Below are 20,143 nucleotides of genomic sequence, written 5' to 3'. Positions count from 1 at the left end.
AAATTTTCGAGAATCGTATGTGTTTCACTGTTTAGTTATCAAGGTTTGTTGTGTCTGTCTCTCAGACAGCTCGTTTATTCTATCTCATCTCTTTTTGTTTGTCAAGCACTTTTTTAAGTTTTTTCAAACATTTTTGAGTTAAGATTTTGTTGCCGCTTTGTTGGCGACTCGGATACTTTATCATATCTTCTGTCTTTTGTCAACTATGAATTTCATTTTTCTGAAATTCTTTTTAATTGTTTGTTTTTCAAAAACAATTATTTGCGACAGCTCAGTTATAATACCACTGGGAGTTATGCTTGTCAACCATAAAATTCAATTTTTTTAAAATATTTCGTTTATCCCGTTTATTAAGAAAGACGCTGCCAATAAAAGCAGCGTCCTTCCACCACACTATCTCCAAATCCCCTTTCTCTTCCGGATCGTATAAAACAACTCATTCTCCATCGCCATAACCTTCTGGATCGGCACACTCTTAAACACCGGCATCTTCATCCTAGTCCTGATCCACCAGAAAGAATAAACCGCCAGAACCACAAAAGTGATCACCACAACCAGCCAGATCATATTCCGCTCCACCGGATCAGAAGAAATATTCAGGATCATATAACACGTCCCCGCAATACCAACAAGCGGAAACACCGGCCCACCAGGAACCCTGAAGCTCCTCGGCACCTTCGGCATCCGCTTTCTCAGAATCAGCACATCCACATGCGCCAGCACATAAGAAATCATCCAGAACACCGAACCCACCAGGATCAGGAACGAAATAATAGAAGAAGAATCATTACTGATCAGTGCAAAAATAAAAATCGTCACACTGACAAATACAACGCCACACCAGGGAACCCCGTGCTTATTCGTCTTCGCAAAAATCCTCGGCATCATATTCATCTTCGCCATCCCCTGGCAGATACTCGCCAGACCATTCACCGTAGAATTCTGCGTACTCACAACTGCAAGCGCAGCCACCAAAGTCATCCAGATCTTACCTGCACTGCCAAGAAGATTTTCTCCGTAAAGCAGATGCGGAGCCGGGGAATCCATAAGCTCCTGCCATGGCGTATAATTATGAAAACCAAACACCATGATCGACTGCACACCACAGATCAGAGCAAGACCTATGATCATACCAAGAGGAACATTCCTCTTCGCATTCTTAACACTCTTGGAAACCGGGATCACATACTCCGCCCCGATAAATAGCCAGAACGCCGTAGCTGTAGCAGAAAACAGCTCCGAAGGCTTCGTGGCCATTGTATACGGCTGCGAAACCACCTGCCCTGTCCCCAGCTTAAGCATACCGATCAGTCCCATGATGATCATGGAACCAACCAGAAGAAACGCGACCAGATCCTGGATCTTTGCAAACATATCCACACCACGAAGATTTGCGATCATGATCACAATGGTCATGATCAGCGTATACGCAATACTGGGAACCGGCAGCTTGATCGTCTGCGCCATCGCATAGGAAAAAATCGAAGCCTCCACACCAGAGGACAAAATATTACAGAGCAGATAACCGCCCACCATGGAGATCAGCGTGGGAAAAGGCCCCAGACATGCCAGCGTATACTGCGCCAGGCCACCCGTCGTATTCGGCATAATGGCATTCAACTCCGAAAGCGAAGCCACCGTAGTCATATTCAAAAGACACGCAATAATCATGGAAAAAATAAACACAACACCAACCGTACCTGCACCCTGCCCCAGTGAGACCAGACAGCTGGTGGCAATGACCAACCCTACTGATATAGATACAACACTTCCCAGCCCTAATTTCTTATCTTCACTCATAATCCCAGTCACCTCCCAATAAGTCAGACGGATATTCGCGATCCGCATTCGTTTAGCAGCCCAAAACAGACAACATAGAAACAGGCGAAGTTCCGCTTTATCTGCGGACACCCTCGCCTGCCATCACGATTCTCTGCTTACCCTTTACAGAGCATCTACACCTTCATCACCCGTTCTTACACGGATCACATTATCAATATCGTAGATAAAAATTTTGCCATCGCCAATATGCCCAGTATAAAGCTCATGCTTGATCACTTCCACAATCTTATCCACCTGCTCCTTTTTTACCACAACACTGATCTGCTGCTTCGGAAGGAGCTCCATCTCGTAATTTTCATCCACCTCGTACTCACGGGTACCTTTTTCAACGCCACATCCAAGCACCTGCATAACAGTCATACCTCTGACACCGGCTTTACTAAGTGCAGATTTCAGGCTGGAAAATTTTGCAAGGCTTGTGATGACTTCTATTCTGCATAAGCTCATCTTATAATATCATCCCTTTCTGAAAAAATACATTGATCATTAACTCAGATATTCACGTCTATCTCTGCAGCATATCCATCAATATAAATGCTTTGTAATTCATTCAGAAAAGACATCAGCCCAGCTAAGCCGATGCCTTTCCGCATAAAAAATACTCTCTGTAAAATTCTGTCTTATCTTATACATTAAGTTCTTTCTTTGTATCAGCAAGAGCCTCGTCCATTCTGGAGATAACATCCTTGATATCCTGTTCGGAGATAACAGCTGTAGGCTCGAAACGGATGGTTTTCGCATTAACAAGTGTTCCTGCTGTCATGACACGTCTTGCAAACAGACCCTTTGCAGTCTCATAGCCAAGCTCACATGTATGGAACTCAACTGCAAGCATAAGACCTGTACCACGAACCTCCTGGATGATCTCAGGATATTTTTCCGCAAGGCTCTGAAGTCCTGCTTTCAGGATCTCACCTTTACTTTTGCAGACACCCGGGATATCATTTTCAAGCATATATTTGATAGTTGCGATAGCTGCTGCACAGCATACCGGGTTTCCGCCAAATGTAGGAGAGCCAAGAAGCCATGGGTTGTCGATCAGATCCTGAACCCACATCTTCGGTTTACAGATGATACCTGTGATCGGCATGATACCGCCGCCGAAAGCTTTACCATATGTCATGATATCCGGTGTAACACCCTCTGCCTCACATCTCCACATTGTACCGGTACGTCCCATACCTGTCTGGATTTCATCAAAGATCAGCGCCACACCTGTCTCATCACAGATCTCACGAACCTCCTGAAGGTATCCTGCCGGAGGAACGATAACGCCAGCCTCGCCCTGGATCGGCTCAAGGATCACACCGGCAACCTTCTCTCCAACTGCCTGAAGGTTCTTGATCGCTTTTCTTACATCATCTGCAATACCATACTGCACATGCTGTACCTGCTGTACCATCGGAATATAAGGAGTACGGTATGTACTTTTACCACCCATGGAGATTGCACCCATGCTCTTGCCATGGAAAGCACCTACTGTGGAAATGAACCATCTTCCGCCGGTTGCGATACGTGCAAGCTTCAGAGCCATCTCAACGGCCTCTGCACCGCCGTTTGTGAAGAAGCAGTACTGCAGGTCGCCAGGTGTGATATCTGCAAGTGCTTTTGCAAGATATCCACGAAGCGGATCAAGAAGTTCCTGAGAATGAAGTGCCTGATGATCAAGCTGCGCTTTTACGGTTTTCAGAATCTCCGGATTTCTGTGACCACAGGTGTAAATACCGAAGCCGCCAAGACAGTCGATAAATTTTTCTCCGTTCAGTCCATAGCAATAAGCTCCTTCATCCTGCCACTCAAGAACTGCACCCTGCTCAGAGTCAGAAGAAACAGATTTACGGTATTTCAGCCAGCCCGGGCTTACATAGTTGTCAAAATGATCGATGGTATCTGCCACCATCTGTTTTTTCTCCTCTGCCGGAATATCTTTCATATCTGTGTTGATCAGTCCGATCACTCTATCAAGATCTTTGATTACCTGTTCGCTCTTTGCCATAATACATTCCCTCTCTTTCTGAAAATCATCCCGCGATCTGCCTCTGCATCCTGCGTTCATTCTGGTAAAAAAACAGGCGCATTCGCTGTATTTCTACAACAAATGCGCCTTTGCATTTCGTTTAATTGTTTTTTGAATTGCCTATATTGTACCCCGGTCAGCCAATGTGTACAATTCTTAATTTCTGGCTGTTTATGATTAGTTTCTGGTAGGCATACTTGTTTTTAAGTATATCTCTTCTCAGTTTCTCTCGAAATTATCTGCAATATACTCTACGATCGGTGCAGGATCTTCCAGACTGTGCGGATGATGGTCACAGTCCGGTTTTACGATCACTTTGATCTGGCCGCCGTTTTCCTCATAATATCTGACCAGATTGGCACCGTTTTCCTGATAAGGCACAACACTGTCAACCGCACCCGCTACCAGCATGATCCTGATCCCCGCTTTAAGAAGCTGAGGCATTTTGTCCAGAGGATTCCCCCTAAACTCCAGAGCATTCTCATCTGTGAGATGATAAACTGCCTTACACTCTTCCCATTCTTTCGAATAACGCTCACTTGCTCCATATCCTCCCGGCCAGCTCGTCACATTCATAACCGGCGCATCCAGATACAGCGTGGAGATCGTTTCAGGATTTTTCACCGTATAATTGACAGAATAAAGACCGCCTCGGCTGAAGCCGAAAAGATCTGCTTTTTTATTAAGGCCTTCTTCCTCTGTGATATACTGATAAAACATTTCCATAAGGCTTATGGATTCCGGGCATCCGTACATGTCGCTGATCATCATATATGCAATATGCCAGCCTTTTTCAAGAAGTGCTCTGTCTGCATAATCAAAAGCTCCGAAAAACTCTGCGCGCCATACCCATGGTTTTCCCGGATGCACTTCTTTCGGCATGACCAGGATACACTCATGGCCATCCAGTTTAAAATCCTTTCTCTGATATCCTTCCCATTCGGAGATCCTAACTTCTTCTGCTTTCATTCCATTACCTCCATTATTCATGCCCACACAAGCCACTGCTGCATAAGCTCTTCACAATCCACAGTTTGAAAATGCCGCCTCCCTCAAAGGAGACGGCATCCAGACATCCGCATCAGCAGACATGTTTATTCTTTTTTATTACCACTGGCACGGCTCAAAGTCTGCTGTGTTCTCAGAAGTAACAACGTCTGTTCTCAGATAGTTTACACGGTTTACATCAATGCCACAGAACCACTCGGAGATTGTACGAACTGCAAGACCAGCATCACCCTGGCAGGTCTGATAGGACATACCATAAAGTTTTCCGTCTTTTACAAGATCAAGACCCTGTTTGGAGATACCAGCTGCAACGATTACGATATCGTCACGTCCTGCTGCCTCGCAAGCCTCAGCTGCACCGATAGCCTGGTCAGAGTCATCTGCAAGAACGATAGCATTTAATTTATCGCCATATTTTGTGATCCAGTCGGATACGACCTGTTTAACCTTGGAAGCCTCAAATCCAGGAGACTGGATATCAAGTGTCTCGATATCCGGATATTTCTCAGCAAGCTCTGTCATAGGTCCATAGCAGCGTGCATAGTAAGGAGATCCACCTACGTTATGTGTAATGTAAGCAACTCCTCCTTTGCCTTCCATCTTCTCGCCAAGCATATCGGCAAGTGTTCTCATCTGGTACCAGTCATTCGGGCCAGTGTAGGAAATGATGTAGTTCATAGCTTCTGCTTCTGGTGTTGTATTTACACAGAATGCCGGGATTCCAGCGTCTGTGATCTTCTTGAACTGCTGTGTTGCATGGTCAGCGGAAAGCGGAATCAATGCGATTGCATCCGGATGCTCGTTGATCGCCTGGTCAATGTAGCTGTCCTGATTTCCCTGATCCCAGTTTGGATCATAAACAGTTACTTCCATTCCGACTGCATCACATGCTTTCTGGAAAGCCTCTGTGTAGCATGTTGTCCAGGCATGTGCACCATGAACGATCAGGATAACTTTTTTGCCTTCCTGTCCATCTGCCGGTGACTCCGGGAATTTTGCATCATTTGCCTCGTCCCAGTCAAGATACTCTTTGTAATGCCAGTGATTGGCATCTGTCTCTTCGTAATTGTCTTCACAATATGCAGCATCTCCGTCTACTTCCGGAACATCGAAGCTAAGCGGTGCTTCCATCATGAGATGGTCATCTGTTGTTTTTAATGTTTTTTCTGCTTCCTGCAGTTTGTCGTAAGAATCTTTTGCAGCGTCCGGAACTTCTACTGCTTCCTCTTCTGCACTCTCATCACTTGCCTCTGCCTCAGTTGCCTGGGCGTCTGTGTTCTCCTCTGCAAATGCTACAGACCCCGTACCTAACAACATAGCACCACATAACAGAACCGCCAGTCTCTTTTTCATCATGTTTTCTTCCTCCTATACCTTATATAGTTTTTATTTTATTAAAAGCTCCCTCCGCTTTTAATTTCCCCTATTATTTTTCATTACTTATTTTGCACCTTTCATCTCTTTGAGATGTTCCAGATGAAGATTCGGACGACGTCCAAGGATCTTATCTTTATTGTATTTTGCAACTGTCTCATAGATCAGGCAAAGCACAAGTGCTGCACCGATAACCAGTACCTGAAGCTCTGTGGATTTACAGAGAGATTTCAGGAACGCGATCATCAGAAGAGAAATGTAGGTCCAGCCTACGCTTCCTTTGCCGCCGTAGATATCTGTTCCACCGATAACAGTTGCTGTAAATGCCATATAGAAAGGTGAGATTCCTTTTTCACCCATGGTTACATTCGCCGCGCCGGAATAGATTCCGTTCAATGCTCCGCCAAGTCCTGCTGCAAGTCCGGAAATGATAAATGCTGCTATTACAACACGGTCACTGTGGATACCTGCAAGCCATGCTGTCTCTGCATTGCCACCTACCATATGGATATTTCTTCCAAGTCTTGTGTAACGAAGAATTACAATTACCAGGATTACAAAAAGTGTTGTGATAATAAAGTACGTTGAGAATGGAAGAAATGGAAGCAGCTGATTATTCAGCTTCTCATTCAGATCATAATCTCTTCCGATACTCAGCTCACTTCCGTTACAGTACACATACATGATTCCCTTGAGAACCAGCTGCATACCGATACTTGCGATAAATGCGTGGATCTTCAGCTTTGTAACAAGCAGTCCCATGATCAGGCCGTTTACAACACCCATCAGAGCACCGATGAGAATGCAGATTGCCCACGGAAGCTTCTGGTTGCTGTGAAGCCCAAGTGTAAGAAGTGCTGCAAAGGTTGACATGTACATAACTGTCATATCCATATGCCCTGCAATGAGGACGATAGTAAATCCAAGTCCCAGCCAGATAACAAGACTTCCGTTACCTGTTACTGCCCGGATATTGTAGGCTGTATAGAAATTGTCCACAAACAGTCCACAGAAAAGTACGATCGCAAGTAATAAAAATGCGCGGTTTTTGTTGATCATTGCTGCATTCAGCTTAAATTTCTTCTCCATCATGCTTTACCCAACTTTCTGTTTGAATGTGTGTTTAACCATACGATGAACAGGAATACGATACCCTGGACAAGATACTTGGTGTATGTCCCAAGACCGATCCAGGAAAGAATATTGTTGAGGATACCATAAGCAAGAACACCACCGAAGGTTCCAACAATACTTCCTTTTCCACCGTTCAGGGAAACGCCACCCAGAAGGATCGCAGTCAGAGCATCAAAATCATAACCGGTTCCGTTTTCGTAGGAAGCACATTTTCTGAGAGCTGCATAAAAGATACCAGCTGTTGCGCTGCAGAGACCATTGATCACATATGCGATAATGATCTGTTTTGTACAGTTGATTCCTGAAAATTTCGCTACTTCATAATTGGTACCGATGATCTTCAGTTTCTGTCCGAATGCTGTTTTTGTGTGAATCACCCATGAGATCACAAACATAACCAGCATAACGATTGCCATCAGGGAGATTGCTCCACCGATATAGGTTCTGGAAATCGCGTAAAACTTTTCAGCAGATGACTGCATGCTCTCTTTCGCGATATCCTCTGCGTAGAGCATTTTTCCCTGCCATACTACTCGTATGACACCGGATATCAAAAGATTTACCGCCAGTGTCCAGATGATGGCGTTGGCTCTCATCTTACCGATCATGAAACCGTTGATCAGACCGATCAGGGCACCTGCAAGAAGTCCTGCAATAATAGATCCCACAAAACCGAAGTTAATGCACTGTACTGCCATAACTCCGCCGAATGCCATTGTGATCGGCACAGACATATCTGTCATGTTTCCTGAATATGTAACGTAGAACAGTCCTGCACAGACCATACCGGTCAGGGCTACTGCTTCCAGAATAGACTGGATATTACTTTTTCCGAAGAACTGTCCTTTCGAAATGATCATTCCCAGAATGATAAGTCCTGCAACAATGATCCAGATGCCAAGCTGATTAAAGATCAGGCTGGCTTTGTTGATCTCTGTTTTTCTTGTATCTACCTTTGGAGCGGCAGTATTTCCATTTTTATTTACTTCTGACATGATACGAACTCTCCCTCCCCATTAGCTGCAATCAGTATTGAATTTTCCGTCATATCTTTTTTCCGGATCATTCCGATCGTATGTCCTTCACGTAAGATCACTGCTCTGTCTGCAAGTCCCACAACTTCCGGAAGGTCAGAAGAAAGAAGAATTACGGAATTGCCTTTTGATACATAATCCTTAACTACATTATGGATAACCTGCTTGGCATTAACATCAACACCTCGTGTAGGTTCATCCAGGATCAGGATATCAACACCTGCTGCCAGCCATTTGGCCATCAGCACCTTCTGTTGGTTTCCACCGGAGAAGCTGTTTACCAGACGGTCTCTGTCTGCCGGATAAACGCTCATCTCATTGATCTTCTCATCAATCAGTCCGTTCAGTTTCTTCTGATTGTAGAAAATACCGTTGGAATTCCGATCAATAATACAGGAGGTCACATTATCACCAACTGTCTGGTTCAGTGCCAGACCTACGACTTTTCGATCCTCTGTCAGATATCCAAGTCCTCCGGCGATAGCTTCTCCGAAGTTCCTGAAATGCGTCTCTTTTCCATGTATATAGACTTTTCCACCATCGGCCTTATCCACACCGATCAGTGCTCTTGCGATCTCTGTTCTTCCTGCCCCGGCCAGTCCGCAGATAGCAAGTACTTCACCCTTATGAAGCTCGAAGTTTACATGATGGAAAAATCCCCAGTGTGTATAATCTTCAACCTTCAGTACAACTTCATCCTGTACCATGGATTTATGGTTCTCATAGAAATTCTTTACAGGAGTTCCTACCATCATCTCAACCAGCTTGTCCGGATTCGTATCAGCTACTGCACAGGAGCCTACCAGCTTACCATCTCGCATAACTGTAACATTGTCTGCGATCTCAAAGATCTCTGCCAGGTGATGGGAAATATAAACCACTGCAAGCCCCTCTGCCTTCAGCTGACGGATGATCTTGTAAAGGCGTTCAACCTCGTCGCTGGAAAGAGCGGATGTGGGCTCATCCATAACAATAATGGATGGATTAAAGCCAAGAGTTTTCGCAATCTCGACAAGCTGTGCTTCGCACTGGCTGATTTCAGAAACATCCATAGTCGGATCAATATAATCCAGTCCCACTCTTGCAAGAAGTTTCTTTGACTCCTCAATTGCTTTCTTCTTATCTACAAAAATACCTTTCTTCGGAAGTCTTCCCACCAGAAGATTCTCATAAATGGAAATTCTTCTTGCAAGAGAAAGTTCCTGATATACCATTCCGATTCCTGCTTCCTTGGCCATTGTCGGGGAATGGAGAAGTTTCTTCTCTCCGTTAATGTAGATATCTCCTGTATAGTCATTAAACAAACCGTTCAGCATTTTCATCAGAGTTGATTTTCCCGCACCATTCTCTCCCATCAGAGCATGCACTTCACCTTTTTTCACACGGAAATCTACCTTATCAACAGCCAGTGTACCTGGAAAACGTTTTGAAACCTTCTGCATATCCAGAGCATATGTCTGTCCCGTGCTGTTTACTCCACTGCTCATATTTATCTCCTTTCCCATGAATGACACCTCCGCCAATGTCAGTTCATCTTTCTGAGTAACAAATCCGATCATTACGAAGTATTTATTAGTATAATAAGAAAAACCGATGAAAATTGAAATTCAATTTTTTCATCGGTTTAGTCTTATTTTTCACATCAGTGACAGTCCTTTTTTTAATCCAGTGACGGTCTGAAATAAGTGTCTATATTATCTTTTGTAAGGCTTACCACCAGGTTCTTATACCACAGTCTCAGGATTTCTCCCGAAGCAGCTCTTTTTGCACAGCTCCATGCATATTCCGCTTCATATTCCGGCGGCTGGGTTACAATACCATAAAGCTTTCCACTCTTTACCGCTTCCATATGCTCTGTTTCATTTCCAATTCCTATTACCTGGATCTTGTCCTGTATTCCTCTTGCCTTCAGCATATCATAAACTCCCAGTGCCATATTGCTGTCATGGCAGTAAAATACATTGATATCCGGATTCTGGGAAAGAAGTCTGGATGCTGCCAGACCTGCTTTTGCCCGGGACCAGTTGGCTTCTTCAATCCCCACAACTTCAACGTCCGGATAACTGGACAGATATTCCAGAAATGTCTGTGTTCTGTAAATCTGGGGATCTGTTCCCTGAGAACCTTCTATGATTCCCACTTTTCCTTTTTTTCCATTAAGACATTCCACCACCAGCTGACCTGCCAGATCAGCCTCTTCCGACATACTTGCCCCTACATAAGTTGTAATATATTCCGCAGATACAGTATCCACCTTCATATTCAGATTGATCACAGGGATTCCGGCGTTCTTTGCCTCGCGAAGTACATTCAGATAGGATTTCGCATTAACCGGACAAAAAATGATGGCATCAACCTTTCTCCGGATAAAATCCCTCATCTGCTCTTCCTGGTTTTTTACATTCCATTCTGCATACTGGATTTCCAACTTATAATCCGGATCTTTCTCTGCTTCTGCAACAAGAAGATTTCCAATAGCATACTGATAACTGGCCTGACTGGATGCAAGGGTGGCACCGATTATTTTTTTCTTTGTTTCCTGCTGCGTTTTTATACCGGCTGCCTCAGATCTGACTTCTGTTTTATAATGAACAGTTACTGTCGTTATTATCATCAAAATTGCCGCCGCAAAAATCAGGAGCCTTTTTTTCATATGCTTCTTATTCATATACTGCCTCCCTCATTATATGGAAGAACATAAGTCACTGTCGTTCCAACGCCTTCTTCTGATGAATAGCTCAGACCGTATTTCTTTCCAAAACGGAGCTGGATGCGTTCATTTACATTTTTGACTCCGATTCCGGAACCGCTGATATTCTCAGATTCGATCTCATCAGAAAGGATTTTCCTGCATATTTCTTCCGGCATTCCGCATCCGTCATCGCTGACTTCTATGATCAGATTCTGTTCCCGCCTGTACGCCCGGATAGTGATCTTTCCTGTTCCTCGTTTCTTTTTGATGCCATGATAAATACAGTTTTCCACTATCGGCTGCAGGATCAGCTTTATCGTCCTGCACCGTTCCACACCAGGCTCTGCTGAAATTTCATATGTAAATTTATCTGCATAACGCATACTCTGAATGATCAGATAATTTTTCACATGCTCCAGCTCCCTTTCCAGAGAGATTTCTTCATTTCCCTTGTTCAGGGATATCCGGAACAGCTTTGCCAGTGCTTCTGTCATTGCCACGATATTTGAGTCATTTGTCTCTGCCATCCATATAATGGAATCCAGCGTATTGTACAGAAAATGCGGATTGATCTGTGCCTGCAGAGCCTGAAGCTCGTACTTTCGCTTATCTTCCTGTTCTTCGATCACCTGCTCTTTCAGATTCCGGATACGGTCCATCATCTGATTAAATTTCATTGACAAATGTCCGATCTCATCGTCTGTAAGAATTTCCATACGCTGATCCATATTATCCGGATTAACCTGAACCATATATTTTTCCAGTTTTTTCAGAGGCTTTACTACTCCTGTAAGAATCCGGTTAAGCAGAAGCAGGGTTACTATAAGAGTAATTGCCACAGCCAGGATCATTACCCCACTGATTGCCATTGTTTCTGCCATCACAGACTTGTACGGAACCATACTTACCAGAGTCCACCCTGTTGTTTTCATATCGGTTCTGGTTACCAGATATTTCTCTCCTCTGTAGTTCAGCCTGAAACAGCTCTCCTTCGTTTTCCCAAGTGCTGTATTCAGCTCCTGACGGTTTTCCTTCTCATCAAAAGCGAAGCGTTCTCTTCCATTTTGCTGCTCATAAACCAGCTCGCCCTTATCATTTATAATACATATAAAATTCTCCTGTTTTTCCTGAAAAGAATTACAGATCTCCGTGATCTTATTCATATTCAGATTGATCAGGATCACACCTCGGAAGGTTCCGTTTTCATAGCTCTGGACTTCCCTGCTCAGTGAGATCACCTCATCATCTGTGTCAAAAAATGAATGTCTGTTAGGTCCTGTGATAATTGCATCCTGTGGCTTTGCCACTGCCTTCGCATACCAGTCCAGCTTGGAATAATCCAATGCGACCTTCTGATAGGTATACATAGATCTGTTCAGGAGCATTTTTTTCTTTCCAAAAATCATAATGGAGGAAATATCTGCCCTGGAAAGTAAGGTGTCACTGAATGCCTGGGAGCTCATCTCATAAGAACGCATATTTTTTCCGATTCCGCTATCCACATAATCATCTTCTTCTTTGATCACAGTTTCCAGATAATCCTGAAGATAATAATTATAATTTACATTTTTTGCAATGGAATCCACTTCCTCCAGATAGCTGTTCAGATAGGCTTCCATATTTACCAGATTTTCTTCTTCGTACTTTCCCCGTTCATTAAATGCCCTTGAATGAAAGACCATATAAAAAACAGTAACCATAATACACATGGTAACAATAATCAGCACCGCTGTCTGACTCAGGGCCCGGTTTTTCAGGCTGCTTTTCTGTTTTTTCTTCATGGCTTACTCCTTTGCCCTGAACTCGGAAGGAGACATTCCTGTATATTTTTTGAAAGAAACACTGAAATAATGAGGATTGGAAAATCCTGTTTCATAAGCAATCTCATAGGTTTTCATATCTGTTGATCGAAGCAGCTGCATGGATTTTTCCATACGGACATCTGTAAGATATTTTACAAAATTCGTTCCCGCTTCTTTCTTGAAGAGTCCGCTTAAATATCCTGTGCTGACAGATGCAAATTCCGCTGCTGATGTAAGGGAAATCTCCGGATTTTTATAATTTCTCATTACATAATCCTTCACCTTGTCAATAACCTGCATTCCACTGTTTGTCTGAGCAGAATTCATTTCGTCACGGATACTGCATGCAAAACGGATCAGCTCATCCTCCATCTCTCTTAGGGAACTGTATGTTTCAAATTTCTGGTATAATACAAATCCTCTGTTCCACATTTCATCCGGGATATCCTTAAGCCCGGCAAGTTCTCTCAAAAGCGCATTCATTGCCTCCATATAAATAACCTTGACATTTTTTCCGGAAAGGGAACCGTCCTTTCCATTGTCACGAAATACAGAACGTACTGCTCGTTCGATTTCTTCCGTATTGCCGATCATGATACTCTTAGTAAGATGGTGAAGTTCCTGCTGCGGATAATAGAAGGAACGCTCCAGATAATTCAGGTCTTCAATATCATAAACATTATTGCTTCCCAGTGAATATTTACACTCCAGTGCTTTCTTTGCATTGCGGTAGGCCTGGTTCAGTTCATCCAGGGTGGCTGCCGTTGTCCCCAGTGCACAGGTGGTTTTCAGCCGGATCGTGTTATAGATAGACTTCTGGATAATACAGAGGACATCATAAATAAGATCATGCGATTCTGCTTCAAGTGTACCGCAGCGAAACAAAATTACCACTCTGTCTTTTCCATCTTCAAAAACATAATGTTCTTTTCCCAGACATTCTTTCACAATATTCCGCGATGCAAAAAGATAAAGATCATAATCTGCCCCTGAAATATTTTCCATATCAAGATCCATGACTCCAATCTCATATGGTGCCTGGCTCATATCCAGCTGAAGGCTTTTTGCCCTCTCCAGATACAGCCTGAGATTACGGTCTGCAGAACAGACAATCTTGTTCAGTGTCTGTTCCTGAAGTACAGGCAGGCTCTGGCGAAGCTGATTCTTCATTGACTGGATATACTGTCTCTGGCTGTTCTCTATATGAAGCTTCTCGCAGATCTCCTTCATTTCCTTATAAAGGCTTTCGGCACCGATAGGCTTCAGGATATAGTTCTTCACTCCAAGTCCGACAGATTTCTGTGCATACTGAAAATCCTCATGTCCAGTGAGGATCACAACATGGATCTGCGGAAATTCCCTTGAAAGGATCTCCGTCAGCTCCAGACCATCCATAAACGGCATCACAATATCTGTCAGCACAAGATCCACATGATTTTTCCGTATAATATCCAGTGCCTCCTGTCCATCCTCCGCAAGAAAAATCTCCGAAAATCCCAGAGATTCCCAGTCTATGATCTTTTTCACCCCATTGCGGATAAGAGGTTCATCATCAGCAATCAGAAGTGTATACATTTTCTTCCCCTCCCATCTGTACATCGCCCGTGATTATATATAATTTTTGTCTGTTTTTCGTGCACTTTTTTGTTGATTATACTATATTTTCACAAAAGTTACAACTTTTCCCACAATTATTCTTGTGTATATTGCATATTACAAAAATTATTAAACGTGGTTTTTCGTCATCTTCTGAATATTTCGTGAATCGTTGGATATCCATACATGCTGAACAGGTGATCCGCCTCTTCCTGTGCTGCTTTCAGAGCCTCCTCAATAGAGATATCTCCCTGGTATATTTTTCGCAGAGCCTGACACATGATCTTCTCAATCTGCTCTACAGGAATAATCAGGCGATTCTTTCGATACGGACTGTTTCGTCTTTTTGCATACTGAAGGCTCTCCTCAGTGCTGACCAGCCAGGGATACAGCTTCAGAAGCTCACTGTTGCGGTACGGTGTCACAACTGTTGACGCACCATTCAGTATAGTCAGATACAGATTCGTATCACTGTTGCACAGCCAGGAAAAAAATCGGCAGACAGCTTCTCTGTGTGAGGAAAAAGGATTCAGTCCCAGATTCCATCCTACACTGGCAGGTGCTTTTCCCGGAACCATACCGGAAGCGATCCGACCGGATACATTCTCTTTCACCCGCTGGTTTATTCCATGGGCAAACTCTGAATATGTGATCAGCATAGCTGTCCTGCCTGTACAGAAATCATCTACTGTCTGAGTGATAGATTTGTTCATATCTTTCTCCGGTATATAATCCAGCGTATGGAGAATACTCTCAAAAGCCATTCTGTTCTCCTTCGTATGAAAGGTTGGCCTATGATAATTATCCCACAGCTTTCCGCCGCAGGCCCAGAGCCTGATCAGGATCTCCGGTGCCAGTTCTTCATCGATCGCTCCCGCAAAAGAAGCTCCGTATTCTGTAGGTGACGCAGGATTCTCCTTCCTTGTAAAAAAGGCAGCCACATCATTAAATTCCTTCCATGTTCTCGGTGCCCGAAGTGATATCAGACTCCTTTTCTGGTATTCAGTCTGAAGCTCCCTGTTTTCAAACAGGTCTTTTCTGTAGAAAAGAAGCTGTGTTCCTCCGCTCACCGGGATTCCGAAATACCGTCCGTTCAACTGGCAGTTCCGGAAGCCTGACTGAAAAAACTGATCCTTTTTGAAGCTGTCACTTTCAATAAAGGAAGAAATATCTGCAAGACACATATTTTGAACCATATATTCCAGCCACGGAACATCATAGGTATAAAAGTCATAGGTCTGCGTCAGCGTAGCACAGGACTCTGAAATCATGGAAAGCAGCTGGTTCTGAGGTACACAATGAAACTCTACCTGAATCCCGGTTTCCGCTTCAAAATGTCCGGTAAGCAGCTGCAGTGCCTGGATAGTCGGATTGTCCACTGACAGAAAGCGGATTTTCTCTCTGCAGGATATCCGGAAGCTCTGTTTCTGCTGCTTTTCTTTTTCCGGCAGACTCACAAGCCGGATATCCTTTTCCGAAAAATCAATCTCCTGTATAATCTGCTCATACAGCCTTGGGTTATGGATATTCTGCAAAAGTATCCTGGCTGCCTGCTCCCCCAGAACAGTACTGTTTCTGGAGATTTTGATCACACCATCATTCTGATTGATGTTGATCCAGGATTCCTCGGAACAGCTGATCAGAACAATATCCTCCGGGGTTCGCAATCCGCAGTATTCCATGGCAGTCTGAATTCCATATGTGATCTCACGACTTGTTGACAGCAAAACCTCCGGCGGCTTCCTGGAAAAAATTTTCATAAAACTGCTGAATGCATCTTCTCTGGTAAAATTCGTCGCACATATCTTCTCCGGTGCCAAATCTTCTCCCAGTGTTTCCATGGCATCTCTGCATGCCCGGACATAATTCCGCTCAGAAGAAAACTCAAGAGGACCACAGACAATACTGATATCCCGGTATCCCTGTTCCAGAACCTGTTTTGTTATGCTGTAAAAGGTATCGTAATGACGAAATCCTACATAATTACAGAACACCGAATCCGGCTCACGTTCAACAAAAACCGCCGGAATCTGATAATCCATAATGTGGTTCTGAAAAAAAGCTGTATTACCGGGCTGTGTCGTCACGATAATAAGCCCTGCTGAATTCTGGGTAATAAATTCGTCGATCTTCGTACATTCAACATCTGCGGAATCATTGGAAAACGCAATATTAATGGAATATCCATGGGACTGAAGATAAGAAGATATTCCGTCAAAGAGCCCTGAGTAAAACTGGCTCCTCATTCCCGGAAGCAGCACGCTTACCATATTACTGGCTTTTTTTTTCAGATTTCTGGCAGAATAATTCGGAATATATTTCAGCTTCTCCACAGCGTCCATTATCTTTGTATAGGTTTCCGGACGGACTGCTTTCTTTCCGCTCAGTGCGCAGGAAACGGTTGCTATGGATACACCTGCTTCCCTTGCAACGTCTTTTAATGTTATCATTTTTATGTCCCTTCAAATGCTTCTGTTTCGTCGTTTTTCTCTCTGTTTTTATCTGTTTTTCATTATATGTCCTATGAGATCCGCTTCATTCAACATAGTAAAATTCGTAGTAAAACGTTTAGATTTTTATTCCGGCAATCGTATTGAAACACACACTTTTTTTTCACATAATGTAGTTATAAGTTGAAGCAAATGAAAAACTACAGGAGGTAAATATATATGAAAATGACACCCAGAGAACGTGTAATGGCGTCTGTCAATCATCAGAATCCTGATTCCCTTCCAATGGATCTGGGAAGCAACGTAAGTGCCGGAATCAGTGGTATGGCTTACGGAAAATTAAAAGAATATCTTGGAATCACAACAGGCCACAACCGTATTTACGATGTGGTACAGCAGGTAGCTCAGCCTGAGATCCAGGTTCTTGATATCATCGGAGCTGACGTCCTTGACGTTGGCCGTGTATTTAACACAGAAGACTCCAACTGGTACGATGTAACCTTATCAAACGGCGTTGCCGCACAGTGGCCGGGCTGGTTCAGGCCGAGACATAACAAAGATGGCTCTTATGAATATTTTGACTGCGAGGGCACACTCATTGCCAAGATGCCAAACGGCGGAATGTGTTTTGACCAGCAGTACTTCCCATATAAAGAAGATTACCCGAAAAACTACAATGATCTGGATAAAGAGATGGGAAAGGTTATCTGGAGTGCTATGGTTCACAGTCCATGGGATCATTCCAACGAAAAATATTTCTGGGAAACACTTCGTGAGAGATGTCTTGTACTGAAGAACAGCACAGACCGTGCCCTGATGATCACCTGCGGATGCAACTTCTTCGAATGGGGAACTTTCCTTCGCAGAATGGAAAATTATCTCATGGATATTTATGAGGAACCGGAGCAGGTTCTTGCACTTAATGACCAGCTTCTGGAACGCCACCTGAAAAACCTGGAAAACACATGTAAGTACCTTAACGGAATCGTAGATATCGTCCGTTTCGGTGATGACCTCGGAATGAACAACAACATGTTCATGTCCCTGGAAAAATACCGTACCTTATTCAAACCGTATCATACAAAGATTAATGAGTATGTACATAAACACAGCAGCATGAAGACATTCCTCCACTCCTGCGGTTCCATCTTCCCGGTCATCGGAGATCTGGCAGAAGCAGGCTTCGATATCCTTAATCCGGTTCAGACATCAGCAGCCAATATGGATCCTGCCAGACTGAAACAGGAATACGGCAAAGATATCACCTTCTGGGGCGGCGGATGCAACACCAGAAAAATTCTGAACATGGGAACTGAAAAAGAGGTTTACGACTACTGCAGACGCATGATCGATATCTTCTTCCAGGATGGCGGATTCGTATTCAACCAGGAGCACAACATCCTCGGTGATGTTCCTCCTCAGAATATCATGGCTATGTATAAAGCTGTTGAGGATGCCAGAAGATAAAGTACAGACAATATGTTTCTAAAACCCCAAAAGGGATGCCGCATGAACAGAATCTCTGAATTCTGTTCCATACGGTATCCCTGATGGCATAGGTTTATCATAAGCGGTTGGATTATTCAGTTATGCTCCGATCAGCTGATTTGCCAGTGTTGCAGCACTTGCAGCATCCTCGGAATATCCGTCTGCGCCGATCTCGTCTGCGAATTCCTGAGTGATCGGTGCTCCGCCGACCATAACCTTGATATTGCTTCTGAAATCAGATTTGTTCAGTGCATCTACAGCATCACGAAGTGCAGGCATTGTTGTTGTAAGAAGAGCGGAAAGAGCGATGATCTTTGTATCCGGGTTCTCTCTGTAGCACTCGATGATCTTGTCATTGGAAACGTCAACACCAAGGTCGATAACCTCGAAGCCTGCACTCTCGATCATCATGGCAACAAGGTTTTTACCGATATCATGAAGGTCTCCTGCTACTGTTGCAATGATAAGTTTACCCTTTACGCCTGTAGCTCCGGATGCAAGATGCGGTTTCAGAACCTCAACACCTTTTTTCATGGCTCTTGCTGCTACCAGCATCTCAGGTACAAAGATCTCATTATTTTTGAACTTCTCACCTACAACAGCCATGGCATCGATCATACCTTTATTTAAGATCTCCTGTGGATCGCAGCCTTCATCAAGAGCTTCCTGCACTGCTTTTCCTACCAGTTTCGCTTTACCGATTTCTACTAATTTTGCAACTTCTTCGATTTTTGACATTGTTCTACCTCCAAATATTATGTATATTCATTATTTGCTACGGACAGGCTGATAATTTTTCGCACTCATCTCAGCTTTTATCGTATTTTTTATGGGATTCGTTTGCAGAGTCCTCCGCAGGCTCTGCAAACCTGAAGGGATCCTGATTATTTTTTTACAGGTCCAATAAGACCCTCTCTGTATGCTCCGATGTACTCCATACAGTAGTCATCTTCTCCAAGAAGAGCTTCTGTTGCATAAATAAGGCCAAGCATGTCTCTGTTTGTCGGATCAAGGATTCCACTGTCCAGTCCGGCATTCATAGCCAGTACCATAAATCCAAGGTTGATCAGCTTACGAACCGGCAGGTTGAAAGAAATATTGCTGATCGCTGCTGTAATGTGAATGGACGGATACTGCTCACGAACAGAAGTGATAACCTCGATATTTGTCTCAATTCCGTTCTCAGATGTACAAAGCATCTCTACCAGCGGATCAATGTGGAGCCTTGATGGAGCGATTCCGTATTCTTTGGCTTTTGCCATGATCTTATCAAATACGCGAAGTCTGTCTGCTGCATTTTTCGGGATTCCGGTATCATCACTGAGAAGAGCGATAACTTCCCAGCCTTTATTTTCTTCCTGTGCCATAACAGGGAAAATCTTGTCGATCTTGTCGCCCTCGCCGGATACAGAATTGAAAAGTCCCGGACGTTTACAGAATTTATAAGCCTGGATCAGTACATCAGCACTTGGACTGTCCACAGAAATCGGAAGGTCTGTTACTTCCTGAATACAGTCGATCATCCATTTCAGTGTTTCAACTTCCTCTTCCTCCGGAACAGATGCACAGCAATCGATAAATGTTGCTCCGGCTTCTGCCTGTTTTCTTGCACGGTCTTTGATAAACTCCGCATCTCTTTTTGCAATAGCCTCTGCAACAGAAGGAATGGAACCGTTGATTTTTTCTCCAATAATAATCATATTTTT

General features: G+C 43.7%; 15 protein-coding genes. 1 reads left to right on the top strand and 14 read right to left on the bottom strand.

The window, feature by feature from the left end; genetic code table 11:
• Nucleotides 1-393: 393 nt before the first annotated feature.
• The 12 genes from NE638_RS13515 to NE638_RS13460 all read right to left on the bottom strand — a co-directional run bounded on the left by NE638_RS13515 (nt 394) and on the right by NE638_RS13460 (nt 16,949).
• Complete coding sequence (locus tag NE638_RS13515) at nt 394-1,800, bottom strand: APC family permease (protein ID WP_059086393.1); 1,407 nt, start codon at nt 1,798-1,800, stop codon at nt 394-396.
• A 144-nt stretch (nt 1,801-1,944) separates the two neighbouring features.
• Nucleotides 1,945-2,289 (bottom strand): P-II family nitrogen regulator, encoded by a 345-nt coding sequence (locus tag NE638_RS13510; RefSeq protein WP_059086394.1) that lies wholly within the window; start codon nt 2,287-2,289, stop codon nt 1,945-1,947.
• A 178-nt stretch (nt 2,290-2,467) separates the two neighbouring features.
• Complete coding sequence (locus NE638_RS13505) at nt 2,468-3,838, bottom strand: putrescine aminotransferase (RefSeq protein WP_015526621.1); 1,371 nt, start codon at nt 3,836-3,838, stop codon at nt 2,468-2,470.
• 240 nt (nt 3,839-4,078) lie between these two features.
• A complete protein-coding gene (locus NE638_RS13500) occupies nt 4,079-4,828 on the bottom strand; it encodes an alpha/beta hydrolase family protein (RefSeq protein ID WP_059086395.1) in 750 nt (249 codons plus the stop codon).
• A gap of 138 nt (nt 4,829-4,966) precedes the next feature.
• Nucleotides 4,967-6,223, bottom strand: coding sequence for a sugar ABC transporter substrate-binding protein (locus NE638_RS13495; RefSeq protein ID WP_015526623.1), 1,257 nt, complete (start codon nt 6,221-6,223; stop codon nt 4,967-4,969).
• A gap of 84 nt (nt 6,224-6,307) precedes the next feature.
• On the bottom strand, nt 6,308-7,333 hold the full coding sequence (locus tag NE638_RS13490; RefSeq protein WP_059086396.1) for an ABC transporter permease: 1,026 nt from the start codon (nt 7,331-7,333) through the stop codon (nt 6,308-6,310).
• Nucleotides 7,330-8,370, bottom strand: coding sequence for an ABC transporter permease (locus NE638_RS13485; protein ID WP_015526625.1), 1,041 nt, complete (start codon nt 8,368-8,370; stop codon nt 7,330-7,332). Before NE638_RS13485 ends, NE638_RS13490 begins: the two co-directional genes overlap by 4 nt.
• Nucleotides 8,358-9,914, bottom strand: coding sequence for a sugar ABC transporter ATP-binding protein (locus tag NE638_RS13480; protein ID WP_015526626.1), 1,557 nt, complete (start codon nt 9,912-9,914; stop codon nt 8,358-8,360). Before NE638_RS13480 ends, NE638_RS13485 begins: the two co-directional genes overlap by 13 nt.
• A 155-nt stretch (nt 9,915-10,069) precedes the next feature.
• Nucleotides 10,070-11,077: a sugar ABC transporter substrate-binding protein gene (locus NE638_RS13475; RefSeq protein WP_059086398.1), complete on the bottom strand. Its 1,008-nt coding sequence runs from the start codon at nt 11,075-11,077 to the stop codon at nt 10,070-10,072.
• A complete protein-coding gene (locus NE638_RS13470) occupies nt 11,074-12,882 on the bottom strand; it encodes a cache domain-containing sensor histidine kinase (RefSeq protein WP_015526628.1) in 1,809 nt (602 codons plus the stop codon). The genes NE638_RS13475 and NE638_RS13470 overlap by 4 nt, the downstream gene beginning before the upstream one ends.
• 3 nt (nt 12,883-12,885) lie before the next feature.
• Nucleotides 12,886-14,478, bottom strand: a complete 1,593-nt coding sequence (locus tag NE638_RS13465) for a response regulator (RefSeq protein WP_161206355.1) — start codon at nt 14,476-14,478, stop codon at nt 12,886-12,888.
• Between the two features lie 167 nt (nt 14,479-14,645).
• A complete protein-coding gene (locus NE638_RS13460; protein ID WP_059086400.1) occupies nt 14,646-16,949 on the bottom strand; it encodes an extracellular solute-binding protein in 2,304 nt (767 codons plus the stop codon).
• A gap of 219 nt (nt 16,950-17,168) precedes the next feature.
• Here NE638_RS13460 and NE638_RS13455 point away from each other — a divergent pair, with 219 nt between their 5' ends.
• Nucleotides 17,169-18,416, top strand: coding sequence for a uroporphyrinogen decarboxylase family protein (locus tag NE638_RS13455; protein ID WP_110925806.1), 1,248 nt, complete (start codon nt 17,169-17,171; stop codon nt 18,414-18,416).
• Between the two features lie 120 nt (nt 18,417-18,536).
• Here NE638_RS13455 and NE638_RS13450 read toward each other — a convergent pair whose 3' ends face one another.
• A complete protein-coding gene (locus NE638_RS13450) occupies nt 18,537-19,175 on the bottom strand; it encodes a corrinoid protein (RefSeq protein ID WP_015526633.1) in 639 nt (212 codons plus the stop codon).
• A 146-nt stretch (nt 19,176-19,321) separates the two neighbouring features.
• Complete coding sequence (locus NE638_RS13445) at nt 19,322-20,137, bottom strand: methyltetrahydrofolate cobalamin methyltransferase (RefSeq protein ID WP_059086401.1); 816 nt, start codon at nt 20,135-20,137, stop codon at nt 19,322-19,324.
• Between the last annotated feature and the right edge of the window lie 6 nt (nt 20,138-20,143).

It is taken from the genome of Blautia sp. MSK.18.38, from assembly GCF_024460535.1.
Classification (GTDB): Bacteria; Bacillota; Clostridia; order Lachnospirales; family Lachnospiraceae; genus Blautia_A; species Blautia_A fusiformis.
The sequence above is the reverse complement of the archived record's forward strand: the minus strand, read 5'-3'. Positions and strand labels throughout refer to the sequence as shown.